The organism is Flavobacterium sp. GNP001, assembly GCF_054343775.1.
Genome location: NZ_JBTGUX010000001.1, coordinates 1,319,154 through 1,340,142, shown reverse-complemented (window position 1 = coordinate 1,340,142; position 20,989 = coordinate 1,319,154). Strand labels below are relative to the sequence as shown.

At 34.2% G+C, this 20,989-nt stretch carries 18 protein-coding genes and 1 tRNA gene; 15 read left to right on the top strand and 4 right to left on the bottom strand.

What is annotated here, in order from left to right:
* Positions 1-85: 85 nt before the first annotated feature.
* The 8 genes from ACXX8U_RS05690 to ACXX8U_RS05655 all read left to right on the top strand — a co-directional run bounded on the left by ACXX8U_RS05690 (position 86) and on the right by ACXX8U_RS05655 (position 7,209).
* Positions 86-763, top strand: coding sequence for a DUF6629 family protein (locus ACXX8U_RS05690; RefSeq protein ID WP_458565000.1), 678 nt, complete (start codon positions 86-88; stop codon positions 761-763).
* A gap of 18 nt (positions 764-781) precedes the next feature.
* A complete protein-coding gene (locus ACXX8U_RS05685) occupies positions 782-1,792 on the top strand; it encodes a 2-hydroxyacid dehydrogenase (protein ID WP_458564999.1) in 1,011 nt (336 codons plus the stop codon).
* A gap of 113 nt (positions 1,793-1,905) precedes the next feature.
* Positions 1,906-2,151: a hypothetical protein gene (locus tag ACXX8U_RS05680; RefSeq protein ID WP_458564998.1), complete on the top strand. Its 246-nt coding sequence runs from the start codon at positions 1,906-1,908 to the stop codon at positions 2,149-2,151.
* Positions 2,152-2,189: 38 nt separating this feature from the next.
* Positions 2,190-2,510 carry a hypothetical protein gene (locus tag ACXX8U_RS05675; protein ID WP_458564997.1) on the top strand — a complete coding sequence of 107 codons (321 nt, stop codon included), beginning with the start codon at positions 2,190-2,192 and terminating at the stop codon, positions 2,508-2,510.
* Positions 2,511-2,984, top strand: a complete 474-nt coding sequence (locus tag ACXX8U_RS05670; protein WP_458564996.1) for a hypothetical protein — start codon at positions 2,511-2,513, stop codon at positions 2,982-2,984.
* Between the two features lie 92 nt (positions 2,985-3,076).
* Positions 3,077-5,578: a cation-translocating P-type ATPase gene (locus tag ACXX8U_RS05665; RefSeq protein ID WP_458564995.1), complete on the top strand. Its 2,502-nt coding sequence runs from the start codon at positions 3,077-3,079 to the stop codon at positions 5,576-5,578.
* Between the two features lie 74 nt (positions 5,579-5,652).
* A complete protein-coding gene (locus ACXX8U_RS05660) occupies positions 5,653-6,756 on the top strand; it encodes a DNA alkylation repair protein (RefSeq protein ID WP_458564994.1) in 1,104 nt (367 codons plus the stop codon).
* Positions 6,757-7,032: 276 nt separating this feature from the next.
* Positions 7,033-7,209, top strand: coding sequence for a BF3379 family histone-like protein (locus ACXX8U_RS05655; protein WP_166134531.1), 177 nt, complete (start codon positions 7,033-7,035; stop codon positions 7,207-7,209).
* Between the two features lie 155 nt (positions 7,210-7,364).
* On the opposite strand, the gene ACXX8U_RS05650 is transcribed toward ACXX8U_RS05655, so the two are convergent.
* A tRNA-Val gene (locus ACXX8U_RS05650) sits at positions 7,365-7,439 on the bottom strand.
* Between the two features lie 211 nt (positions 7,440-7,650).
* Here ACXX8U_RS05650 and ACXX8U_RS05645 point away from each other — a divergent pair.
* Complete coding sequence (locus ACXX8U_RS05645) at positions 7,651-9,438, top strand: ABC transporter ATP-binding protein (RefSeq protein WP_458564993.1); 1,788 nt, start codon at positions 7,651-7,653, stop codon at positions 9,436-9,438.
* A 97-nt stretch (positions 9,439-9,535) separates the two neighbouring features.
* Here the strand turns inward: ACXX8U_RS05645 and ACXX8U_RS05640 are convergent, their stop codons facing one another.
* The gene (locus ACXX8U_RS05640; RefSeq protein WP_458564992.1) at positions 9,536-10,705 is read right to left on the bottom strand and encodes a proline dehydrogenase family protein; all 1,170 of its coding nucleotides are present in this window, start codon (positions 10,703-10,705) and stop codon (positions 9,536-9,538) included.
* Positions 10,706-10,888: 183 nt separating this feature from the next.
* Between ACXX8U_RS05640 and aroB the strand changes: the two genes are divergently transcribed.
* From aroB to ACXX8U_RS05610, 6 genes are all read left to right on the top strand, one after another.
* Positions 10,889-11,956 carry a 3-dehydroquinate synthase gene (gene aroB / locus ACXX8U_RS05635; protein WP_458564991.1) on the top strand — a complete coding sequence of 356 codons (1,068 nt, stop codon included), beginning with the start codon at positions 10,889-10,891 and terminating at the stop codon, positions 11,954-11,956.
* Between the two features lie 291 nt (positions 11,957-12,247).
* Positions 12,248-13,648, top strand: a complete 1,401-nt coding sequence (locus ACXX8U_RS05630) for a type III PLP-dependent enzyme domain-containing protein (RefSeq protein ID WP_210790158.1) — start codon at positions 12,248-12,250, stop codon at positions 13,646-13,648.
* Between the two features lie 88 nt (positions 13,649-13,736).
* A complete protein-coding gene (locus ACXX8U_RS05625) occupies positions 13,737-14,708 on the top strand; it encodes a deoxyhypusine synthase family protein (RefSeq protein ID WP_458564990.1) in 972 nt (323 codons plus the stop codon).
* A 7-nt stretch (positions 14,709-14,715) separates the two neighbouring features.
* Complete coding sequence (locus tag ACXX8U_RS05620; protein WP_458564989.1) at positions 14,716-15,114, top strand: DNA primase; 399 nt, start codon at positions 14,716-14,718, stop codon at positions 15,112-15,114.
* Positions 15,115-15,202: 88 nt separating this feature from the next.
* Positions 15,203-17,317 (top strand): DNA helicase RecQ, encoded by a 2,115-nt coding sequence (gene recQ / locus ACXX8U_RS05615; RefSeq protein WP_458564988.1) that lies wholly within the window; start codon positions 15,203-15,205, stop codon positions 17,315-17,317.
* A 1-nt stretch (position 17,318) separates the two neighbouring features.
* Positions 17,319-17,792 (top strand): DNA-deoxyinosine glycosylase, encoded by a 474-nt coding sequence (locus ACXX8U_RS05610; RefSeq protein ID WP_458564987.1) that lies wholly within the window; start codon positions 17,319-17,321, stop codon positions 17,790-17,792.
* Positions 17,793-17,796: 4 nt separating this feature from the next.
* Here ACXX8U_RS05610 and ACXX8U_RS05605 read toward each other — a convergent pair whose 3' ends face one another.
* Both ACXX8U_RS05605 and ACXX8U_RS05600 read right to left on the bottom strand, forming a co-directional pair.
* Positions 17,797-18,312: a DinB family protein gene (locus ACXX8U_RS05605; protein ID WP_458564986.1), complete on the bottom strand. Its 516-nt coding sequence runs from the start codon at positions 18,310-18,312 to the stop codon at positions 17,797-17,799.
* 13 nt (positions 18,313-18,325) lie between these two features.
* Complete coding sequence (locus ACXX8U_RS05600) at positions 18,326-20,911, bottom strand: phosphoenolpyruvate carboxylase (RefSeq protein ID WP_458564985.1); 2,586 nt, start codon at positions 20,909-20,911, stop codon at positions 18,326-18,328.
* Positions 20,912-20,989: the final 78 nt, after the last annotated feature.

Here is a 20,989-nt window from a genome sequence, read left to right as displayed (position 1 = left end):
TGCTAACTTCCCGAAAGTTTCTGGAATTTATCGGGGAGTTTTTTTTAGCATAACATCAACGGAAAGCAAACAATAAATTAAGTCTATGTTTTTATACGCGTTTGTTAGTTTCGGATTAAGCTTCGTTTTGCTTCTTTTTGGTGTTTTTTCATTAAAAAAAGTACAACATCAATCGCAAGTATTATTTGCTACAATTCCTATAGTATTATGCATTCAGCAATTCTGCGAAGGAGTTCTTTGGTTGGTACTACCCTTTTCTAATTTACACTTACTTCAAAAATGTACTGTTTTTTTTCACCTCAATTTTACACAAGTTGTATGGCCACTGTATATTCCGATAGCCATTTTATTTTTAGAAAAACATAAAATTCGGAAAATAATTTTAGGAATTCTTGTGGGAATTGGTTTGATAGTATCCTGCTTTTTAGCACACTGCCTCTGTAATTACAGTGTTCATGCACAAATATACGAATCGTCTATCCTTTATATTCAACCTTATCCCGAAGATTTCAGGCTTTTAGGATCAATTTTATACGGAACCGCTACAATTGTTCCTTGCTTTATTTCACACATTAAACTAATGCGAGTTTTGGGTGTGATGATCTTTTTTTCTTATTGCATTGGTATGTTTTTTTATCAAAACTATCTTATCTCTGTTTGGTGTTTTTTTACAATTCCCATAAGCTATTCGGTTTGGTTTATATTGAAAAATACTGCCCTAAGGAATGCAAAAGACGCAGCCGTTTTGCCTATCACAATTTAATACCTAAACAAAATCAAAATGAAAATAGCGATCTATAGCACTAAATATTACGAACGTGAATATTTAGATTTATACAATAAAACTGCCAAACACCAACTGACCTATTTCGAAATACCGCTAAATGCAAAAACAGTTGCGACTGTAAAGGATTTTGATGCGGTGTGTATTCAATTAACAGATAAGCTAGATACCAATGTAATTCATCAACTTGCGAAAGCGGGCGTAAAATATATTGCACTTCGAAGCGCAGGCTATGACAATGTAGATATAGAAACAGCAGCAAAACACAAAATGAAAGTGCTGCGCATACCTGCCTATTCGCCCGAAGCTATAGCAGAACATGCTGTTGCACTAATTTTAACATTAAATAGAAAAACGCACAAAGCCTACAACAGAGTACGCGAGAACAACTTTTTACTTCAAAATTTAATGGGTTTTAATTTATTTGGTAAAACAATTGGCGTAGTAGGAACAGGCAAAATAGGTACTGCATTTTGTAATATAATGTTAGGCTTTGGCTGTAAACTTATTGCTAATGATATCATGGAGTCTAAAGAGTTAAAGGACAAAGGTGTTCAGTATGTTTCGTTCGAGACCCTTTTGGAGCAATCGGATATCATTTCGGTTCATTGTCCTTTGAATAGTAAAACAAAGTATTTGTTTAATACGGCTGCTTTTTCAAAAGTAAAAAAAGGAGTAATGCTTATAAATACAAGTCGTGGCGCAATACTAAATACTGCCGATGTGATACAAGCTTTGAAAAAAGCGCAACTTGGATATTTAGGTATTGATGTTTACGAGGGCGAAGAGCAGCTTTTTTTTAAAGATTTATCGAATGTTGTGGTACTTGACGATCAAATAGAGCGCCTAAAGTCTTTTAATAATGTTCTAATTACACCACATCAAGCATTTTTTACCAAAGAAGCCTTACATGCCATAGCGCGCATCACAATTGAAAATTTCAATTCGTTTGAAGATTCAGAGGTTACCAAAAACCAGGTTGTATTTGTATTGCCTAAATCTCTTTAAATAATAACAAATGTAATATAAATCATAGTTTTATATGTTTAAAGTCATTACGAGTGTAACCCAATTGCAGCATATTTGCTCTTTTATTTAACCATTAAAAGAGTTGGTCAAAAATGGAAACAGCTAGAAACAAAAAAGTAGCGAATCGAGAAATTGTTATTCATGAATTAGCAACCATTCTAGAAGAAGAAAAAGCACTGTACCATCAACAAACTGATGTACACAATTTAGATCCTTACAATATAGCACAGTGCAAATTATTTGAAGTGCAACTCGAAGAACAAAGCACTATTATTGATCGCATTGCAGCCCGGATTCAAACCTACCATTTTTGCAAGGACACGCGTACTCTTTGGTAAATAAGTATAACATAAAAGTTTTCATTAAAAACAGTATTATGGAAAAAGTAAATATGGATAGTCTCGTGACTGTCTTAGTTAAAGTAGAAGCATTAGGTTTTCGATCCCAATTTGAGGTAACAGGTAACAACTTAGTTTCGTTAAAAACAAACACCCATTTTTTGCCTGAGGAAGTTACGATTAAACATTTTTATCGTTTTGAAGGCGAATCGAATCCTGATGATAGTTCCATTTTGTATGCCATTGAGGGCATTACTGGTGAAAAAGGGACTCTCGTTGATGGTTATGGCACATCAGCGGATACAGATACAGCGAATTTTATGTTGCATGTTAGCACATCAAAAGCAAAAAATATTTAAATGAAAAACTCTCGTGTATTGTTGTACTTCGTTTTTGTTTTTTCAAGCGCAATCGTACTACTCAATCGGTATACCAATCTTCACATTACAGATTACCGAGTACACTACTTTTTTGATCTCATTGCAGCAACATCATTCGTTTTTATCGTAGCACATTTTTTTAACAAATTACAAACTAGCTGGTCTAAAATGCTTACTTTTATAGTAATAGGAATTGTTATTGCAAGCAAAGCTTTTTTAACTTGGAGCGCCGATTGGAAAACCCAAGCCATTTTGTATCAAAATAAAAGCGATCAAAACAAAACCATAAATTTACAATTTCGTACCGATCGTTTTTCGTTTAGTCATACAAAACGGGTTATACAAGTACATTCTATTTTACCCTGCATAGAATGGACAACAGATATTGACACCCTAAACTTAGATCAATCAAAATGGCAGCAGTTAAATAAAACCAATGATGAAACTTTATAAATCAGCAATAAACTTCAAAAATTGTGAGATAAAATTGTAGTTGTTCTAAAAAAATAGATCATCAATTCTGCAAATACAGTAAATTTTACCATATGCCAGCCAATAAATACAATAACATTGCAGGTTTATCTTCAGCACAAGTTTTTACTGCGAGGAATAAATACGGTCAAAACAAAACTACCTTTAAAAAAAACAATCACTTCTTAAAAGGCTTAATCCAAATTGTTAAAGATCCGATGACGCTTTTGCTAATGGCAGCCTCGAGCATCTATTTTATCAGCGGAAAAATTTCAGATGGCATCTTTTTAGCCTCAGCTATTGTTTTAATTGCTGTTATTTCATCTTATCAAAAAGCGAGAAGCCACAACGCTTTAGAAAAATTGAAAGATTTTACAAAACCCAAATGCAAAGTTATTCGAAACAATAGCGTCAAGGAAATTAAAACAGAAGAACTAGTCGTAGGTGACAGTTTGCTAATTGAAGAAGGAAACGCCATTGCAGCCGATGGAATAATCGAATATGCTGCTGATTTTTCTGTAAACGAATCGATCCTTACGGGAGAATCAATGGCGGTTAGCAAAGACAATTCGACCAAAGACAAAACTATTTATCAAGGAACAACAGTAGCTAGCGGATTAGCTGTAGCAACCATTACAGCCATAGGCGGTGATACCAAATTAGGTAAAATAGGCAAAAGTTTAGAGCAAATTGAAGAAGAAAAAACTCCCTTAGAAATTCAAATTGGCAATTTTGTAAAAAAAATGGCTATCGCAGGTGCTGTTATTTTTGTGATTGTCTGGATGATTAACTTTTATAATTCTCATAATATTTTAGACAGTTTACTCAAAGCATTAACCCTTGCAATGAGTGTTTTACCCGAAGAAATTCCAATTGCCTTTACCACTTTTATGGCGCTAGGTGCATGGCGGATGATGGAACATGGAATTATCGTCAAACAAATGAAAACCGTTGAAACCTTGGGGGGCGCTACTGTAATTTGCATTGACAAAACAGGAACGATTACCGAGAATAAAATGAGTCTGGCAAAAATTTTTACGCTCAAATCTCAAAAGATTACTGATGTACAAAATGAATTATCAAAAGATGACAGAGAATTAATTTCGATCTCGATGTGGGCAAGTGAGCCCGTTCCTTTTGATCCCATGGAAATTGCACTACACGAAATTTATTCTAAAGTTGTTTCAAAAGATGAAAAACCTGATTTTAAATTGATTCACGAATATCCGTTATCAGGTAAACCTCCCATGATGACTCATATTTTTGAAAACAAAAGCGGAGAAAGAATTATTGCTGCCAAAGGCGGTTCGGAGGCAATCATGGCTATTTCAAAACTTTCAAAAGATGAAAAAACGACAATCTTAGATGCAATAAAGGTATTATCAACCGAAGGGTATCGGATTTTAGGCGTTGGAAAAGCAATTTTTAAAGGAAAAAATTATCCCAAAACCCAACAAGAATTTCAATTTGAATTCATAGGACTAGTAGCTTTTTATGATCCGCCCAAGAAAAATAGCCATCTGGTTTTACAACATTTTTACAAAGCTGGAATTCAAGTAAAAATTATTACCGGTGATAATGCTGAAACTACCGCATCGATTGCAAAACAGATTGGTTTTATCGGATATGAAAAAAGTATTTCGGGCGACGAATTAATGCAACTATCAACAAAAGAACTCAAAAAACAAGTTTCAGAAATCAATTTGTTCACTCGAATGTTTCCCGAGGCTAAACTAAAAATCATCAACGCCCTTAAATCAAATAAAGAAATTGTAACCATGACTGGTGACGGTGTCAACGACGGACCCGCCTTAAAAGCGGCTCATATCGGTATTGCAATGGGTAAAAAAGGTACCGAAATTGCAAAGCAAGCCGCTTCACTTATTTTGATAAACGATGACTTAGCAAAAATGGTAACTGCGATTGCAATGGGCAGAAAGATATTTGCTAACCTAAAAAAAGCAATACAGTTTATAATTTCCATTCATATTCCCATCATTTTTACCGTATTTATCCCTTTGGCATTCGGCTGGTTGTACCCTAATATTTTCTCGCCTATTCATATCATTTTTTTAGAATTAGTAATGGGGCCAACTTGCTCAATTGTATATGAAAATGAACCCATGGAAAAGAATACGATGTCACAAAAACCCAGACCATTTACAACTACCTTCTTTAGCTGGAAAGAACTTTATACTAGTATCGTTCAAGGATTAATTATCACTGTAGGATCGTTATCAGTATATCAATTTTCAGTTTACCAATCGTTTAATGAAAACGTAACTCGAACAATGGTTTTCTTGGTTTTAATTACTTCAAATGTATTTTTAACCTTAATTAACCGCTCGTTTTATTATTCCATTTTTACCACCTTACGATATAAGAATAATTTGGTTTTCATTATTATCGGCCTTACCATTGCACTTACCGCTTTGATTCTTTATTTAAAACCACTTACTCAATTTTTTCAATTAGAACACCTCAATTTAAAACAATTATCTATTGCTATTGGAGTTGGAGCTGTTTCTGTTTTATGGTATGAGTTGGTCAAAGTTTGGAAGCGACAATCAAATTGATCCATGGAATTCCGAACAACTTAATTTTATTTAATACTATCTTTGAAGTTACTAATTTTTACAAATAGCATTGTATGGCAGCCGAATTGAAAGAAATGTTTAATCTAAAATTCTATCAACTTTTAGCAACCCAAATTAATACGATTCATCCACAATTTAATGAAAAGCAATTTTTAGTTGAAGTGACTGAGGGCATCGAAAATAGATCTCTAAATCAACGCTTACGCCATACAACACAAGTCCTAAAAGGTAATCTCCCTTCTGAATTTAAAGAAGCTATAAAAATTTTAAATGAAGTAATCCCGAACATGCCTACAGGCTATACCACGCTTATTTTTCCAGATTATGTGGGACAATTTGGTCTGAATGATTTTGAAATTGCAATGGAAGCCTTGTCCTATTACACTCAATTTGGATCGTCAGAATTTGCAATTCGTGAATTTTTAAATAATGATTTTGACAAAACTATTGCAATAATGCAGCAATGGTCGCAGTCATCAAACCACCATGTTAGGCGATTGGCTTCTGAGGGTTGTAGACCTCGACTTCCTTGGGCAACTGCATTGCCAAAACTCAAGAAAAATCCTGAACCAATTTTACCGATTCTTCATCAATTGAACACTGATCCGTCTGAATATGTCCGAAGAAGTGTTGCCAACAATCTAAATGATATTGCGAAAGACAATCCTGAAATTTGTATTGAAATTGCAAAAAACTGGAAAGGAATTTCAAAAGAAACTGATGGAATAATTAAGCATGGTTGCCGAACACTTTTAAAACAAGGAAATGAAGCCATTTTAAAGCTTTTTGGTCTTGATGCATCACAAATATCAGTATCTGACTTTCGTATTCATAACCAAAAAGTCGCTATTGGAAATCACTTAGAATTTTCATTTTCGGTTTGTAACCATAGTAATGATACTCAAACAGTACGTTTAGAATACGCTATTTATTATTTGAGACAAAACCAGCAACTTTCAAAAAAAGTTTTTAAAATTACCGAACGAATTATTGAGCCAAATCAAACAATGACAATTGTTCGAAAACAAAGTTTTAAAATTATAACCACACGAAAATTTTATCCGGGAACGCAAAAACTTTCGGTACAAATAAATGGTGAAGAAAAAATGACAAGTACATTTGAACTTTTAACTGAGGAAAGGGCTCTATCGAACTAAATGTAATATTGTAAATTAAGCATAAGACACTTAGTAAACAGTTATTATTTGTCTTTATTTGTTATTTTTAGGCCATAAAAGCACATTAAAAACTATAATTTCTACTCGATTCTAAGCAATACAAACAAGATTAAGATTTTTTTAAATCACTAGTTTAAAAATGGTTATCGATTTCTGGTCACAAAATCTGATTTGTAAGAGTAACTTTAACAACATTTTATTTCTGACTACCGACTAAAATTCTATTTTTGCGACCTAATTTAATATAGTATTATTATGAAAGATTTAGTTGCAAAAATCAATGCTGAGTTCGAAACATTCAAAACAGAATCTGAATCACTAATTGAAAAAGGTATTAAAGCTGCGGGACCAAGAGCTCGTAAATCTACTTTAGAGCTAGAAAAACTTTTAAAAGAGTTTAGAAAAGTTTCTGTTGAAGAATCAAAAAAATAGTTTTTATTTCCTAAAAACGAACCTCGCTGTCTTTGACTAGCGAGGTTTTTTTTTACCTGAAATTGTCGAAACTTATTTTTTATTAGAATAATTTAAAGAGAAAATTTCCCAAAAAAAAACCTCCAAAATCAATTGACTTTGAAGGTGTAATTTTGTGGGCGATGAGGGGTTCGAACCCCCGACCCCCTCGGTGTAAACGAGGTGCTCTGAACCAGCTGAGCTAATCGCCCTACTCAATTAGGCTTTTTTCATTACCTGATTGCGAGTGCAAATATACACCTAGATTCTGTATTTGCAAGCGTTTTTTTAAAATAAATTGATAAAAATTCACTCATTTATTGTACCCCATTCACTACGAACACTTTACCATCACTGGGATTTTAAACTATTTTTTTGAATTGCATTCTTATAGTCATACATTTGTAACATAAACAAAAAATAATGGCTCGATTCAAAGAAAACGATTTACCAAAATCAAAAATTACAGCTACTTCACTTCAAAAAGCAACCGTTATATTTCAATTCGCAGGCAATCATCGTTGGAAATTTTATGTTGGCCTTGTATTCCTGCTTTTTACAGGCGCTACGGCCTTAGCTTTTCCAAAATTGATGGGAATGTTGATTGATTGCGTAAAAAACAAAGACAACCAACAAGCCAACTATATTGCAGGCGGTTTGGTGTTAATTCTTTTTTTACAATCGATCTGTTCTTTTTTCAGATTGTATCTTTTCGTGAATTTTACAGAGAACACATTGGCCAATCTCCGACTTTCATTGTATTCTAACTTGGTAAAATTACCCATGTCGTTTTTCTCGCAAAAACGAGTTGGTGAATTAAACAGTCGCATTAGCTCTGACATCACTCAAATTCAAGATACACTAACATCAACCATTGCAGAATTTTTAAGACAATTTATTTTAATTATTGGAGGCGTTTTACTTTTAGCAAATGAAAGTATCAAACTCACCTTATTAATGTTATCTGTAGTGCCATTAGTAGCTGTTGCTGCCGTAATTTTTGGTCGATTTATTCGAAAATATTCTAAAAGCGTACAAGATAAAGTAGCCGAAAGCCAAGTAGTCGTTGAAGAAACCATGCAAGGAATTTCTATAGTTAAAGCTTTTGCAAATGAATGGTACGAAATAGCGCGTTACAACGGCAAAATTAAAGAAGTTGTAAGCATTGCCATAAAAGGTGGGAAATACCGAGGTTACTTTGCCTCTTTTATCATTTTTTGTTTGTTTGGAGCAATCGTAGCAGTAGTTTGGTACGGAGTACAATTGAGTATTAGCGGCGAAATGAGCGTTGGTCAATTAATATCGTTTGTGTTGTATTCCACATTTGTTGGCGCATCTTTTGGCGGAATTGCCGAGTTGTATGCACAAATTCAAAAGGCAATTGGCGCTACCGAACGTGTTTTTGAATTACTTGATGAAACACCTGAGAAAATTAATGCTAATGGCACAACATTACCACTTGAAAAAATACAAGGCAATGTAAGCTTCAAGAATGTTGCTTTCAGTTATCCATCTAGAAAAGAGATACAGGTTTTAAAAGACGTTAGTTTCACGGCTAATTTTGGTCAAAAAATTGCAATTGTTGGGCCAAGTGGTACCGGAAAATCAACAATTGCTTCGCTCCTACTTCGTTTTTACAATATTGATACAGGCGAAATTCAAATTGATGGTAAAAATATTTACGACTTTGATTTGGAAAATCTACGCGGAAATATGAGTATTGTTCCTCAAGATGTTATTCTTTTTGGCGGAACCATAAAAGAAAATATTGCTTACGGTAAACCAAATGCTACAGACGAAGAAATTCTACTCGCAGCCAAACAAGCTAATGCGTATCACTTCATCGAGAGTTTCCCTGAAAAATTCGAAACCGTAGTTGGTGAGCGTGGTATTAAACTATCAGGAGGGCAAAGACAACGTATTGCCATTGCACGCGCTTTGCTTAAAAATCCTAGTATTTTAATTCTAGACGAAGCTACATCTTCATTAGATAGTGAAAGTGAAAAATTGGTACAAGAAGCGCTAGAAATTTTAATGGAAGGTCGCACTAGCATAATCATTGCACACCGTTTATCAACCATTCGAAGTGCTGATCAAATTTTAGTTTTAGACAATGGTAGAATTGCGGAACAAGGAACGCACCAAGATTTAATTGAATTAGAAAATGGGATTTATAAAAACCTAAGTAATTTGCAGTTTAGCAACTCCTAAACCAAGCTAAAAAATAGCTACAAGAGAACAACAAAAAAGCTCCAATAAAATTTTATTGGAGCTTTTTTTATAATTGTTAAACCTATTTTAAATAGAATTATTTCCCTTTTCTGCGATTTCTTTCTGTTTTTATCATAGAAAGTTCTCTACTTGTTTGACCTGCTACTGAAGTGTTTTCTTCAGCACGACGAATTAGGTACGGCATCACATCTTTTACAGGTCCAAATGGCAAATATTTAGACACATTATAACCTTCATTTGCCAAATTGTAACTAATGTTATCACTCATTCCGTACAATTGCCCGAACCAAATGCGATTGTCATTGGTAGCCATACCGTTTTGTTGCATTAAGTCCATTAAAGTATAGGTACTTAATTCGTTGTGAGTTCCTGCAAAAATAGCCATCGTATCAATATGCGCTACCATATAAGCAACAGCTGCATCGTAATTAATATCAGTAGCTTCTTTTGATGCACAAATCGGACTCGGATATCCTTTTTCTTCGGCACGTGTATTTTCTTTTTCCATATACGCACCACGAACAATTTTCATTCCGATATAAAATCCTTCTGCTTTGGCTTGTTCATGTAATTTTTTCAAGTAATCCAATCGATCCCAACGGTACATTTGTAGCGTATTAAAAACGATAGCTTTCTCCTTATTGTATTTTCTCATCATAGAAGCAACCAAATCATCAGCCGCATCTTGCATCCAACTCTCTTCACCATCAATAAGTAAGGCTACATTTTTTTGGTGCGCTTCTTTACAAACAATATCAAAACGTTCCACTACTCGATCCCATTCTACTTGTTCGGCAGCAGTCAAAGCTTGTTTTTCTCCTAGTTTTTCATACAATTCGAAACGTCCAAAACCAGTTGGCTTAAAAACAGCAAAAGGAATTGCCATACGTTCTTTAGCAAATTCAATAGTTTTTAAGGTCATTTGCAAAGCAGCATCAAACTGATCCTCTTCTTCTTTTCCTTCCACAGAATAATCTAAAACCGAAGAAACTCCTTTAGTATACATTTTATCTACTACAGACAAACAATCATCCTCATTGACACCACCACAAAAATGATCAAAAACAGTAGCACGAATTAATCCCTCAACAGGTAGGTTCGCTTTTAAAGCAAAGTTTGTCACTGCAGTACCAATGCGCACTAAAGGCTGATTAGCTATCATTTTAAAAAGAAAATAAGCGCGATCAAGTTCGGTATCGCTTTTTAAAGCAAAAGCAACTTGTGTGTTGTCAAATATTTTTTTCATTATCTGTTTAAATTTTATACAAATATAAATAGACTTTGAATATTTAACTAAATACAATGGTTAAAAAACAGAAAAATGCAATGAATGTGAATTTTCTAGCTGTTTAACCGCATAAGAATTGATTAATTAATACATTTGACATCGGATTAATCCAATCTCAACACATCAAATACAAGTATTACAATGCAGACCATACAAGCCAACAACTACCCGATACATTTCAACGAAGAAGCTTACCAAGCGCTAAACACTCACCTACAAAACAACAGTTATTCCTCTATTTTCATTATCGTTGATAACAATACAAATAAATTTTGCTTGCCTAATTTTTTACCTTTATTAGAGACCGATGTAGCAATTGAAATTATAGCATTTGAAGCCGGCGAAGAAAATAAAAACATTGAAACCTGTGTACAAATTTGGAATGTACTTACTGAACTTGGTGCCGATAGGAAAAGTTTGGTTATCAATTTAGGCGGCGGTGTTGTGACTGATTTAGGCGGATTTGTAGCCAGTACTTTCAAAAGAGGAATCGATTTTATTCATATTCCCACAACCTTATTATCAATGGTTGACGCCTCTGTTGGTGGTAAAAACGGTGTTGATTTAGGTAATTTAAAAAACCAGATTGGAGTGATCAACGTTCCACTGATGGTATTAATTGACACGCAATATCTTGAAACAGTGCCGCAAACTGAAATGCGCTCTGGTTTGGCTGAAATGCTAAAACATGGTTTGATTTATGATAGAAAATACTGGAATCAATTTTTAGACCTAGCAGCAATAGATTATGCCGATTTTGATACACTTATTTACAGATCGGTAGAAATAAAAAATGAAATTGTAACGCAAGATCCAACCGAAAAAAACATCCGAAAAGCACTTAATTTTGGACATACGCTTGGACACGCTATTGAAAGTTACTTTTTAGAAAGCACCGAAAAAACTACACTTTTACACGGCGAAGCAATTGCAGTTGGTATTATTTTAGAAAGTTTCATTGCCATGAAAAAAGGACTTCTAACTGAGGAGGACTACATCGAAATTAAAAATTGCATTCAATCTATTTATGATGCTATTGTTTTTGATGAAAAAGATATCGATCCTATCTTGGCGTTACTGATTCATGACAAAAAAAATGAATACGGAACGATTCAGTTTGCCCTAATTGAAGGCATAGGAGTAATAAAAATAAATCAAGAAGTTGAAAATGAATTAATTCTTGAAGCGTTTGAAGATTACAAATCTTAATATTTTTTTTCTAAAAAAGCATTGCATTGCGTAGATAATATTTTTTACATTTGCACCGATGAAAAAAACACACAGTAAGTCACGCCCAGGATCTAATAAAACCCGCAAAACCATGTCCTTTTTAAGGATATTGAAGCGGTTTTATTCGATTAAAGGTAACTTTATTTTTGATGTTTTTCAATACTTAAAAGCCGATAACGAAAAGCTACAGATTGTTTATGCTAATATTCGGGTTTGAATGATAGATTCATCTATGTTGTAAACACTATTTAATCTATTAAACCTGCATCAATGAATACAAAATATTCGGACTTAATCAATCAGACATACTATTTTCCGCAAGAAGAATTTAAGCTAAACAAAGACCATTTACTTTTTCATAATATTGATTTGATGAAATTGGTTGAGCAATACGGTACACCTTTAAAGTTTACTTATTTGCCTCAAATTTCAAACAACATCAATAGAGCAAAAAGTTGGTTTCGTAAATCAATGGAGAAAAACAAATACGAAGCCAAATACTACTACTGTTATTGCACTAAAAGCTCTCATTTTGAATACATTATGAATGAAGCTTTCAAGAATAATATTCACATTGAAACCTCTTCGGCTTTTGATATTAATATTGTTGAAAATCTTTTAGCAAATGGTAAAATCAACAAAAGCACATACGTTATCTGTAATGGTTTCAAACGCGATCAATACATTGAAAATATTGCTCGTTTGATCAATAACGGACACAAAAATACGATTCCGATTATTGATAATTATGAAGAATTAGATTTGCTACAAGGGCAAATCAAAAACAAATTCAAAATTGGAATTCGTATTGCAGCTGAAGAGGAGCCAAAATTTGAATTTTATACCTCTAGATTAGGAATTGGTTACAAGAATATTGTTTCATTTTACAAAAAACAAATTCAAGAAAATGATAAATTAGAGCTTAAAATGCTTCACTTTTTTATCAATACGGGTATCAACGATACAGCCTACTATTGGAACGAATTGGTAAAATGTATTAAAGTATACATAGCACTTAAAAAAGAATGTCCTACACTTGATGGATTAAATATTGGTGGTGGTTTCCCTATCAAAAATTCATTGGCTTTTGAATACGACTACCAATATATGATTGATGAAATTATCAATCAAATTAAAATTGCCTGTGACGAGGCTGAAGTGGATGTTCCAAACATTTTTACAGAGTTCGGATCGTATACTGTAGGCGAAAGTGGTGGTGCTATTTATCAAATTTTGTATCAAAAACAACAAAATGATAGAGAGAAATGGAACATGATTGACTCTTCTTTCATTACAACTTTACCAGATACTTGGGCTATCAACAAGCGTTTTATCATGTTGGCAGTAAACCGTTGGAACGATACTTACGAACGTGTTTTGTTGGGAGGAATGACTTGTGACAGCGATGATTACTACAACTCAGAGCAAAACATGAACGCCATTTACTTGCCTAAGTACAATAAAGAGAAACCTTTGTATATCGGTTTCTTTAACACAGGCGCGTACCAAGAAACTATTGGAGGCTACGGCGGATTACACCACTGTTTGATTCCACAACCAAAACATATTTTGATCGATCGTGATGAAAATGGAATTTTGGCTACCGAAGTATTCTCAGAGCAACAAACCTCTGAAGACGTTTTGAAAATTTTAGGTTACGACCGCAAATAAAAATCGCATTTATTTCTTTGAATTTAAAAAATCGTTACATTTGAATTAGTCGTGACGACAATAACAGCAGCTAAAAATTAAAATAAAAATGAGTAAAGGACCAATCAGTCAGTTTATAGAAAAGCATTATTTGCATTTCAATTCTGCAGCTTTAGTTGACGCAGCTAAAGCATACGAAGAACAATTAGCAAACGGCGCAAAAATGATGGTGAGTATGGCAGGTGCTATGAGTACTGCCGAGATTGGAAAAATATTTTCTGACATTATTCGTCAAGACAAAGTACATATTATTTCATGTACAGGAGCAAACCTTGAAGAAGATATTATGAACTTGGTGGCTCACTCTCACTACGAAAGAGTGCCTAACTACCGTGATTTGACTCCTCAAGACGAATGGGATTTATTGGAGCGTGGTTTAAACCGTGTAACTGATACTTGTATTCCAGAGCACGAAGCTTTCCGTCGTTTACAAAAACACATTTACAAAATCTGGAAAGATGCTGACGATAAAGGAGAACGCTATTTTCCGCATGAATTCATGTATAAAATGTTATTATCCGGTGTTCTTGAAGAATACTACGAGATTGATTTAAAAGACAGTTGGATGTACGCTGCAGCGGAGAAAAATTTACCAATTGTTGTGCCAGGTTGGGAAGACAGCACCATGGGTAACATTTTCGCTTCTTATGTAATTAAAGGAGAATTGAAAGCTTCTACCATGAAATCTGGTATTGAGTATATGACTTTCCTTGCTGATTGGTATCCAAAAAACAGTGGCAACGGAATTGGATTTTTCCAAATTGGTGGTGGTATCGCAGGGGATTTCCCAATTTGTGTAGTACCTATGTTATACCAAGATATGGAAATGCATGATGTTCCATTCTGGAGCTATTTCTGTCAAATTTCTGACTCAACAACTAGTTATGGTTCGTATTCTGGAGCTGTTCCAAACGAAAAAATCACTTGGGGTAAGCTAGATATGAATACACCTAAATTTATCATAGAATCTGATGCTACCATTGTAGCGCCATTAATTTTCGCTTATTTATTAGATTTATAGAACATTTATGAAAAGAGTAATAGTTGACTACGCAAAACTTACCAATGAAATTTTAAACCTTTTGGTTGATAAATTTCCAGATGGTTATGATGATTCAAACATTATTAGTTTTAGAAACGCTAAAAACGAATTGGTAGAAGCAGTCGAAGTTCGTACTGAAGATACTATCTATTTAGTAAAAGTGAGTACAAAACTTGCAGACAGAATCGAAAATTACGACGAAGATGATGAAATAATGATTGATGATGTAGTAGAACCAATCAAAGGCTTAGATCTTGATGACGATATTGATGATGATGACGAAGACGAAATCATTGACAAGCCTGATACTGACGGCGAAGATGATGAAGATGATATCGACACAAAGGACTATGCTGACGAAGAAGATGATGAAGACGAAGACTAATTAGGTCTCGATTTTTATAAAATTATAGTAAAGGAACTCTTATTCGGAGTTCCTTTTTTTTATCTAAAGTGCGCTCACAAATTCACAAATGACCCATCCCCTTTTACACACTACTTTAAAAGAAAATTTTGGTTTTGACAAATTCAGACCACAACAAGCCGAAATCATAAGTGATGTACTTGCCGGTCTTGATACGCTTGCAATAATGCCAACGGGTGGAGGAAAATCAATTTGCTTTCAATTACCAGCTCTTTTATTACCGGGAATTACAATTGTCATATCACCTTTGATCGCTTTAATGAAAGATCAAGTCGACAGCTTAAAGGCAAACGGTATTGCTGCTTGTTACCTAAATAGTAGTCAAACAGATGAAGAGCGAATCATTTTAATAGATAAAATTCAAGCTCAAACTATTAAATTAGTTTACGTTGCGCCAGAGAGTTTAACTATCCTAGATCCTTTATTCAGTTCCTTAAATGTAAGTCTTATTGCTATTGATGAAGCGCATTGCATTTCTTCATGGGGACATGATTTTAGGCCCGCATATACTAATTTAGGCTACCTTAAAAATAGATTACCAAGTGTTCCTATTCTTGCATTAACCGCAACTGCAGACAAAGCAACTCGAACGGATATTGCCAAACAGCTCAATCTCAAACAACCAAAAGTATACATCTCCTCTTTCGACCGTAAAAATTTAAGTCTTGAGGTCCGACCTGCTTTAGATCGGGTAAAACAAATTATTGAATTTATAAAAGATAAACCCAACGAGTCTGGAATTATTTATTGTTTAAGTCGTAAAACTACTGAAGAACTAGCCGAAAAATTACAACAACTTGGCATTGCTGCAAAAGCTTACCATGCAGGCTTAGATGCTGATCTGCGTTCTCAAACCCAAGATGAATTTATCAATGACGATTGCCAAATTGTGTGCGCCACAATAGCATTTGGAATGGGAATTGACAAATCGAATGTGCGGTGGGTTATTCATTATAATTTGCCCAAAAATATTGAGGGATATTATCAAGAAATCGGACGTGCAGGTCGAGACGGACTTCCATCTGAAACTATTTTGTTCGAAAGCTATGGCGATTTAATACAACTTCAAAAATTTGCATCTCAAGGATTAAATGCCGAATTGCAATTGGCTAAATTGGATCGGATGAAACAATATGCTGATGCTTTAAGTTGTCGGCGAAAGATTTTACTATCCTATTTTGGTGAATTAGTTACGTCCAATTGTGGTAACTGCGATATTTGTAAAAATCCACCCTCGTTTTTTGATGGAACCATTATTGCTCAAAAAGCACTTTCGGCCATAAAAAGATTAAAGGAAAGCGAGCCACTTCCTGTAATCATTGATTTTTTACGAGGATCCAAAAACGCTTATATTTTTGAAAAAGAATATCAAAATTTAAAGACTTATGGTGTTGGCGCGGCTATTTCGTGGTACGATTGGAATCAGAATCTAATTCAATTGATCAACTTGGGTTATTGCGAAATCGCTTTTCATCAACAAAATAAAATTAGACTCACTAGTTTAGCTACTAAAGTTTTATTTGAGAACGAAAAAGTACAACTAACCGCTGTTCAAAGACTAAAAACCGAATCAGCTCCCGCGGTTAGCACGAAAAGTAAAGTACGTAAAGGAAATGGACTTTTTGAAGCCTTGCGAAACCTACGTTATCAAATTGCAAAAGAGGAAGAAGTTCCTGCTTATGTCATTTTTAGTGATGCAGCTTTACGCCAAATGGAAACTGAAAGACCAATGAGCGAAAACGAATTACTCGCTATTGATGGTGTGGGACGAACGAAACTCGAAAAGTATGGTACCGCATTTATTGAAGTTATTGTTGCGCACCACAAAGAAAAAAACGTTCGAAAAAAGAAAGAAGCTACAACTTATAAAGAAACGCTCAAACTCTATCAAGAAGGATTCAGCGTGAGCGAAATTGCTTCTAAACGAAAAATTGGCGAAAGTACCATTTTTTCGCATTTGGCAAAATTATATACCGATGGCGAAGAAATTGATTTAGAATCATTTGTGTCAGAAAATGAAATCCTTAAAGTAGCCAAAGCTAAAGAGCAACTAGAGGCACCACAAGCCTTAAAACCTTATTTTGATTATTTAGAAGAACAAATTGATTATGGTAAAATTCGACTCGCCTTAGCCATACTTGAAAAAGAAAATGCCGAAAGTTAAAATGATACATTCTTTTTCACCGATAGTAAACTCGAAAACCAAACTGTTAATTCTTGGCTCGATACCAGGCAATATTTCTTTGCAACAGCAGGAATATTACGGAAATGCACGCAATCAGTTCTGGAAAATAATGCAGGAAATTCTTGGTCATAGTGACATACTGCCTGATTATCAAAGTAAAATTCAATTACTGCAGCACCATCACATCGGCCTTTGGGATGTTGTAGCTGCATGTGAGCGTGAAGGAAGTCTCGATTTGAATATCAAAAATCCAGTGGTTAATGATTTTAATTCTTTTTTAAAACAACATCCAACTATTAACACAATTGTTTTTAATGGTAAAGCTAGTTTTTCATTGTTTTTTAAAAAATTCGGACAAATAAAAGGCATCACGTATTATGTGATGCCTTCTACAAGTCCTGCAAATACCATGTCGTTTGATAATAAACTTAAAATTTGGTCGACAGGTTTTTAAAATGTTATAAATACCTTTCTTCGAAAATTTTTTGATGGTGTTTTTGATGACCAATCATAATAAAACCGATTGCTCTAACTGATATCGCTGCATTGGATGCTGTTCCGATTCTTTGAAATTGATCTGAACTTAAGCTCTTAAAAAACAATAAATTGGAATGACGAACAGCAGATAATTCTGTAAGTAATTCTTGAATGCTTCTTTTGTTAGCCTCAGTATTGTCAACGTAGGCATTTTCATCAAAACCCGGTAAAGGCGTTTGATCGTTTCTCGAAATTCGTAATGCTCGATAGGCAAAAATGCGTTCCGTATCAATTACATGCTGAATAATTTCCTTGATATCCCATTTCCCTTCAGCATACCTATAATCAAACTTATCCATAGGAATGTTTTGAACAAATTTAATAAAGGCATGTAATGAAATTTCTAATTCTTCAATAAGATCTACCTCTCCTAAGGCTTGTATATACGGAGCATAATACGCTGCATATTCATTAACGGGTAACTGATTTGATTTCATATTTATATTTGTTTTAAGCCGAATTTCTACTGGCATTTGTATTTCCGAACAGCGAACGAGTCACAATTTTTTCATATGTCTTAATTAAAGCCTCGTCTGGATTTTCTTCTTTGTTCAATTCATTTATCCGCAACAAAGCATATTGCTGTATTGTCAACAATGGCAATACAATACGCTCTCTTATTTGAATAGAAGCTTTGCCATCAGGATAATTCTCCATTAGTTCAGTATGACCCGCAATTTTCAACAATAAGCGTTTGGTTTCTAAAAATTCATCGTAAATAATCTGCCAAAAATCACCAAACTTAGAATCCTTACGCATGTAAGCTGTTAATGGGAAAAATGATTTTGCTAACGACATCATACTGTTTTCCAACAAGGTTTTAAAGAACAAAGAATGATTGTACAAGTCTTGAACTTTATCCCACTCTCCTGCAGTTTCAAAATGTTTTAAGGCTGTTCCTACTCCAAAAAAACCCGGAACATTTTGCTTCAATTGACTCCAAGATCCTACAAAAGGAATAGCTCTTAAATCAGCAAAGTCCAATTGCTCCGACTTACTTCTTTTTGATGGTCGGCTACCAATATTAGTTTTTGCGTAATATTTCAGCGTACTCATCTGTTCTAAGTAAGGTATAAATTGCGGATGATTTTTAAAACTCAAATATTTATCATAGCCCAAATTGGCCAACTGATCTAAAATTTCTTGTTCAGAAGCTGATAAAGCATTGCTTCCTTTGCCAAAAACCTGATTGGTTACACCCGCACTTAATAAATTTTCCAAATTGTAACGACAGGAATCTAGAGTTCCAAAGTTAGAACTAATCGTTTGTCCTTGAACAGTTACTTGAATTTCATTATTTTCAATATTAGGCCCTAATGAAGCGTAAAATTTATGCGTTTTTCCACCACCACGCGCTGGAGGTCCTCCTCGACCATCAAAGAAAATAACTTTGATACCATACTTTCGAGACATTTCGGTCAAGGCTTCTTTGGCTTTGTAAATACTCCAATTCGCCATCAAATAACCACCGTCTTTTGTTCCGTCGGAGAAACCTAACATGATGGTTTGTTTGTTGTTTCTGCTTTGCAAATGTGCTGCATAAGCCTGATTAGTGTATAGCTTCTCCATTATTTCGTGCGCACTTTGCAAATCGTCAACCGATTCAAACAAAGGCACAATATCTACAGTAGGATTTTGCCATCCGCTTAAGCGAAATAAAGCAAAAGTCTCCATCACATTGAGCGCACTTTCATTATTACTGATAATGTATCTGTTGGCACCAAATTCGCCATTATTTTCTTGAATAGTTTTAATGGCTTGTATTGACTCGAGTGTAAGGCGCGTTATTTCATTCTCGAATGCTGTAGGATCGATACTTCCTTTTACTTTTGAAAGCACTTCAAACTTTTCAGCTTCGTTTAATTCGAAATAATTTTTGGGAAAAACATTGGTATTTGAATTAGAAAATAAACTCACGACTTCTTTAAAAACAGCGTCGTGAATTTTACTATTCTGACGAATATCTAAAGTAGCGAAGTGAAACCCGAACAAATTAACTTTAATAAGCAAGGCTTCCAATTCATCCAAATACAATGATTGGTGCTGCTCAATCACAATTTGCTTAATCTTATTAAGTTGCGATTTGAATTCCTCCAAAGTGATAAAAATTTCTCCTTTTGAATAAAAAACAGAACGATATAATTTTTGCTCCAGCTCCGTAACCAAAACATCAACTCCGTTAAAGGTAAGTTTGCGTTTTAAGTTTCGTATTTCAATGTAATAACATTTTAAGATTGAAGTACGCAAGCGATCGGCTACTTTCAGGGTGATTTCAGTAGTCACAAAGGGATTTCCGTCACGATCTCCACCAGGCCAAAAACCTAGTTTTATCAATGGATTTTTAATTGAAGTACCGTTAAAAATATTTTTTTGAATGTATTGCACCATTTCGCCCGAAGTGTGATAGAATACGTTTTCGAGGTACCAAATCAAACTTACTGCTTCGTCAAATGGATTTGGTTTTTCTTGCTGAATAAATGGAGTTTTACCCAACTGAGCCAATAATTGCTTGATATCAAGTAAATTATTATTTCTTATCGCCTCAGTTAAATCATTGATGATTCCCAATACTGCACCGGGATAAAACTGCGTTGGGTGTGCTGTGAGGACAGTTCGTACATTAAAATTTTCTAAAAAATCGATAACCTCTTCCTCCTTCGCAGCGGCATCCGTTTTTTCTTTAATATCACGCAAAGATCCAATTCCTTCCATATTGTTTACAACAGGAAAAGCAGCATCTTCAATGGCATCAAACAATACAATTTGCCTTTCAATGTATTGAATAAAACGGAACATAATATCAATTTTTTCAGACTCAGTTGCATTTTGTAAATATTTATCTGCAAAAAAATCGAAAATTTCTTTAGGAGTTTCTTGTTTTTTAAAACCCGTATCGCACACTTCTGTAAACAAAGGAAGTAACGCACCCGTATTATCAATAGAGTGAAAAGGTAAAGTTATGAATACACTATTGTAAATGTGGTATTTTGATAGAACGTCTTGATTAAAGCGTTCAATTTTAGGTAAAGTATACATAGTTAGTGTGTTGTGTAGTTGGTTTAGTAAATAGTTGTTATAAAAAAACCCCAAGAACAAACTTGAGGTTATATTTCA

Bases quoted from the DNA above. Each gene is read 5' to 3' on its own strand.
- aroB (WP_458564991.1), top strand. From the start codon at position 10,889: ATGCAGACCATACAAGCCAACAACTACCCGATACATTTCAACGAAGAA.
- ACXX8U_RS05630 (WP_210790158.1), top strand. From the start codon at position 12,248: ATGAATACAAAATATTCGGACTTAATCAATCAGACATACTATTTTCCG.
- ACXX8U_RS05655 (WP_166134531.1), top strand. From the start codon at position 7,033: ATGAAAGATTTAGTTGCAAAAATCAATGCTGAGTTCGAAACATTCAAA.
- ACXX8U_RS05600 (WP_458564985.1), bottom strand. From the start codon at position 20,911: ATGTATACTTTACCTAAAATTGAACGCTTTAATCAAGACGTTCTATCA.
- ACXX8U_RS05610 (WP_458564987.1), top strand. From the start codon at position 17,319: ATGATACATTCTTTTTCACCGATAGTAAACTCGAAAACCAAACTGTTA.
- ACXX8U_RS05660 (WP_458564994.1), top strand. From the start codon at position 5,653: ATGGCAGCCGAATTGAAAGAAATGTTTAATCTAAAATTCTATCAACTT.
- ACXX8U_RS05685 (WP_458564999.1), top strand. From the start codon at position 782: ATGAAAATAGCGATCTATAGCACTAAATATTACGAACGTGAATATTTA.
- ACXX8U_RS05675 (WP_458564997.1), top strand. From the start codon at position 2,190: ATGGAAAAAGTAAATATGGATAGTCTCGTGACTGTCTTAGTTAAAGTA.
- ACXX8U_RS05670 (WP_458564996.1), top strand. From the start codon at position 2,511: ATGAAAAACTCTCGTGTATTGTTGTACTTCGTTTTTGTTTTTTCAAGC.
- ACXX8U_RS05640 (WP_458564992.1), bottom strand. From the start codon at position 10,705: ATGAAAAAAATATTTGACAACACACAAGTTGCTTTTGCTTTAAAAAGC.
- ACXX8U_RS05620 (WP_458564989.1), top strand. From the start codon at position 14,716: ATGAAAAGAGTAATAGTTGACTACGCAAAACTTACCAATGAAATTTTA.
- ACXX8U_RS05680 (WP_458564998.1), top strand. From the start codon at position 1,906: ATGGAAACAGCTAGAAACAAAAAAGTAGCGAATCGAGAAATTGTTATT.
- ACXX8U_RS05665 (WP_458564995.1), top strand. From the start codon at position 3,077: ATGCCAGCCAATAAATACAATAACATTGCAGGTTTATCTTCAGCACAA.
- recQ (WP_458564988.1), top strand. From the start codon at position 15,203: ATGACCCATCCCCTTTTACACACTACTTTAAAAGAAAATTTTGGTTTT.
- ACXX8U_RS05625 (WP_458564990.1), top strand. From the start codon at position 13,737: ATGAGTAAAGGACCAATCAGTCAGTTTATAGAAAAGCATTATTTGCAT.
- ACXX8U_RS05645 (WP_458564993.1), top strand. From the start codon at position 7,651: ATGGCTCGATTCAAAGAAAACGATTTACCAAAATCAAAAATTACAGCT.
- ACXX8U_RS05690 (WP_458565000.1), top strand. From the start codon at position 86: ATGTTTTTATACGCGTTTGTTAGTTTCGGATTAAGCTTCGTTTTGCTT.
- ACXX8U_RS05605 (WP_458564986.1), bottom strand. From the start codon at position 18,312: ATGAAATCAAATCAGTTACCCGTTAATGAATATGCAGCGTATTATGCT.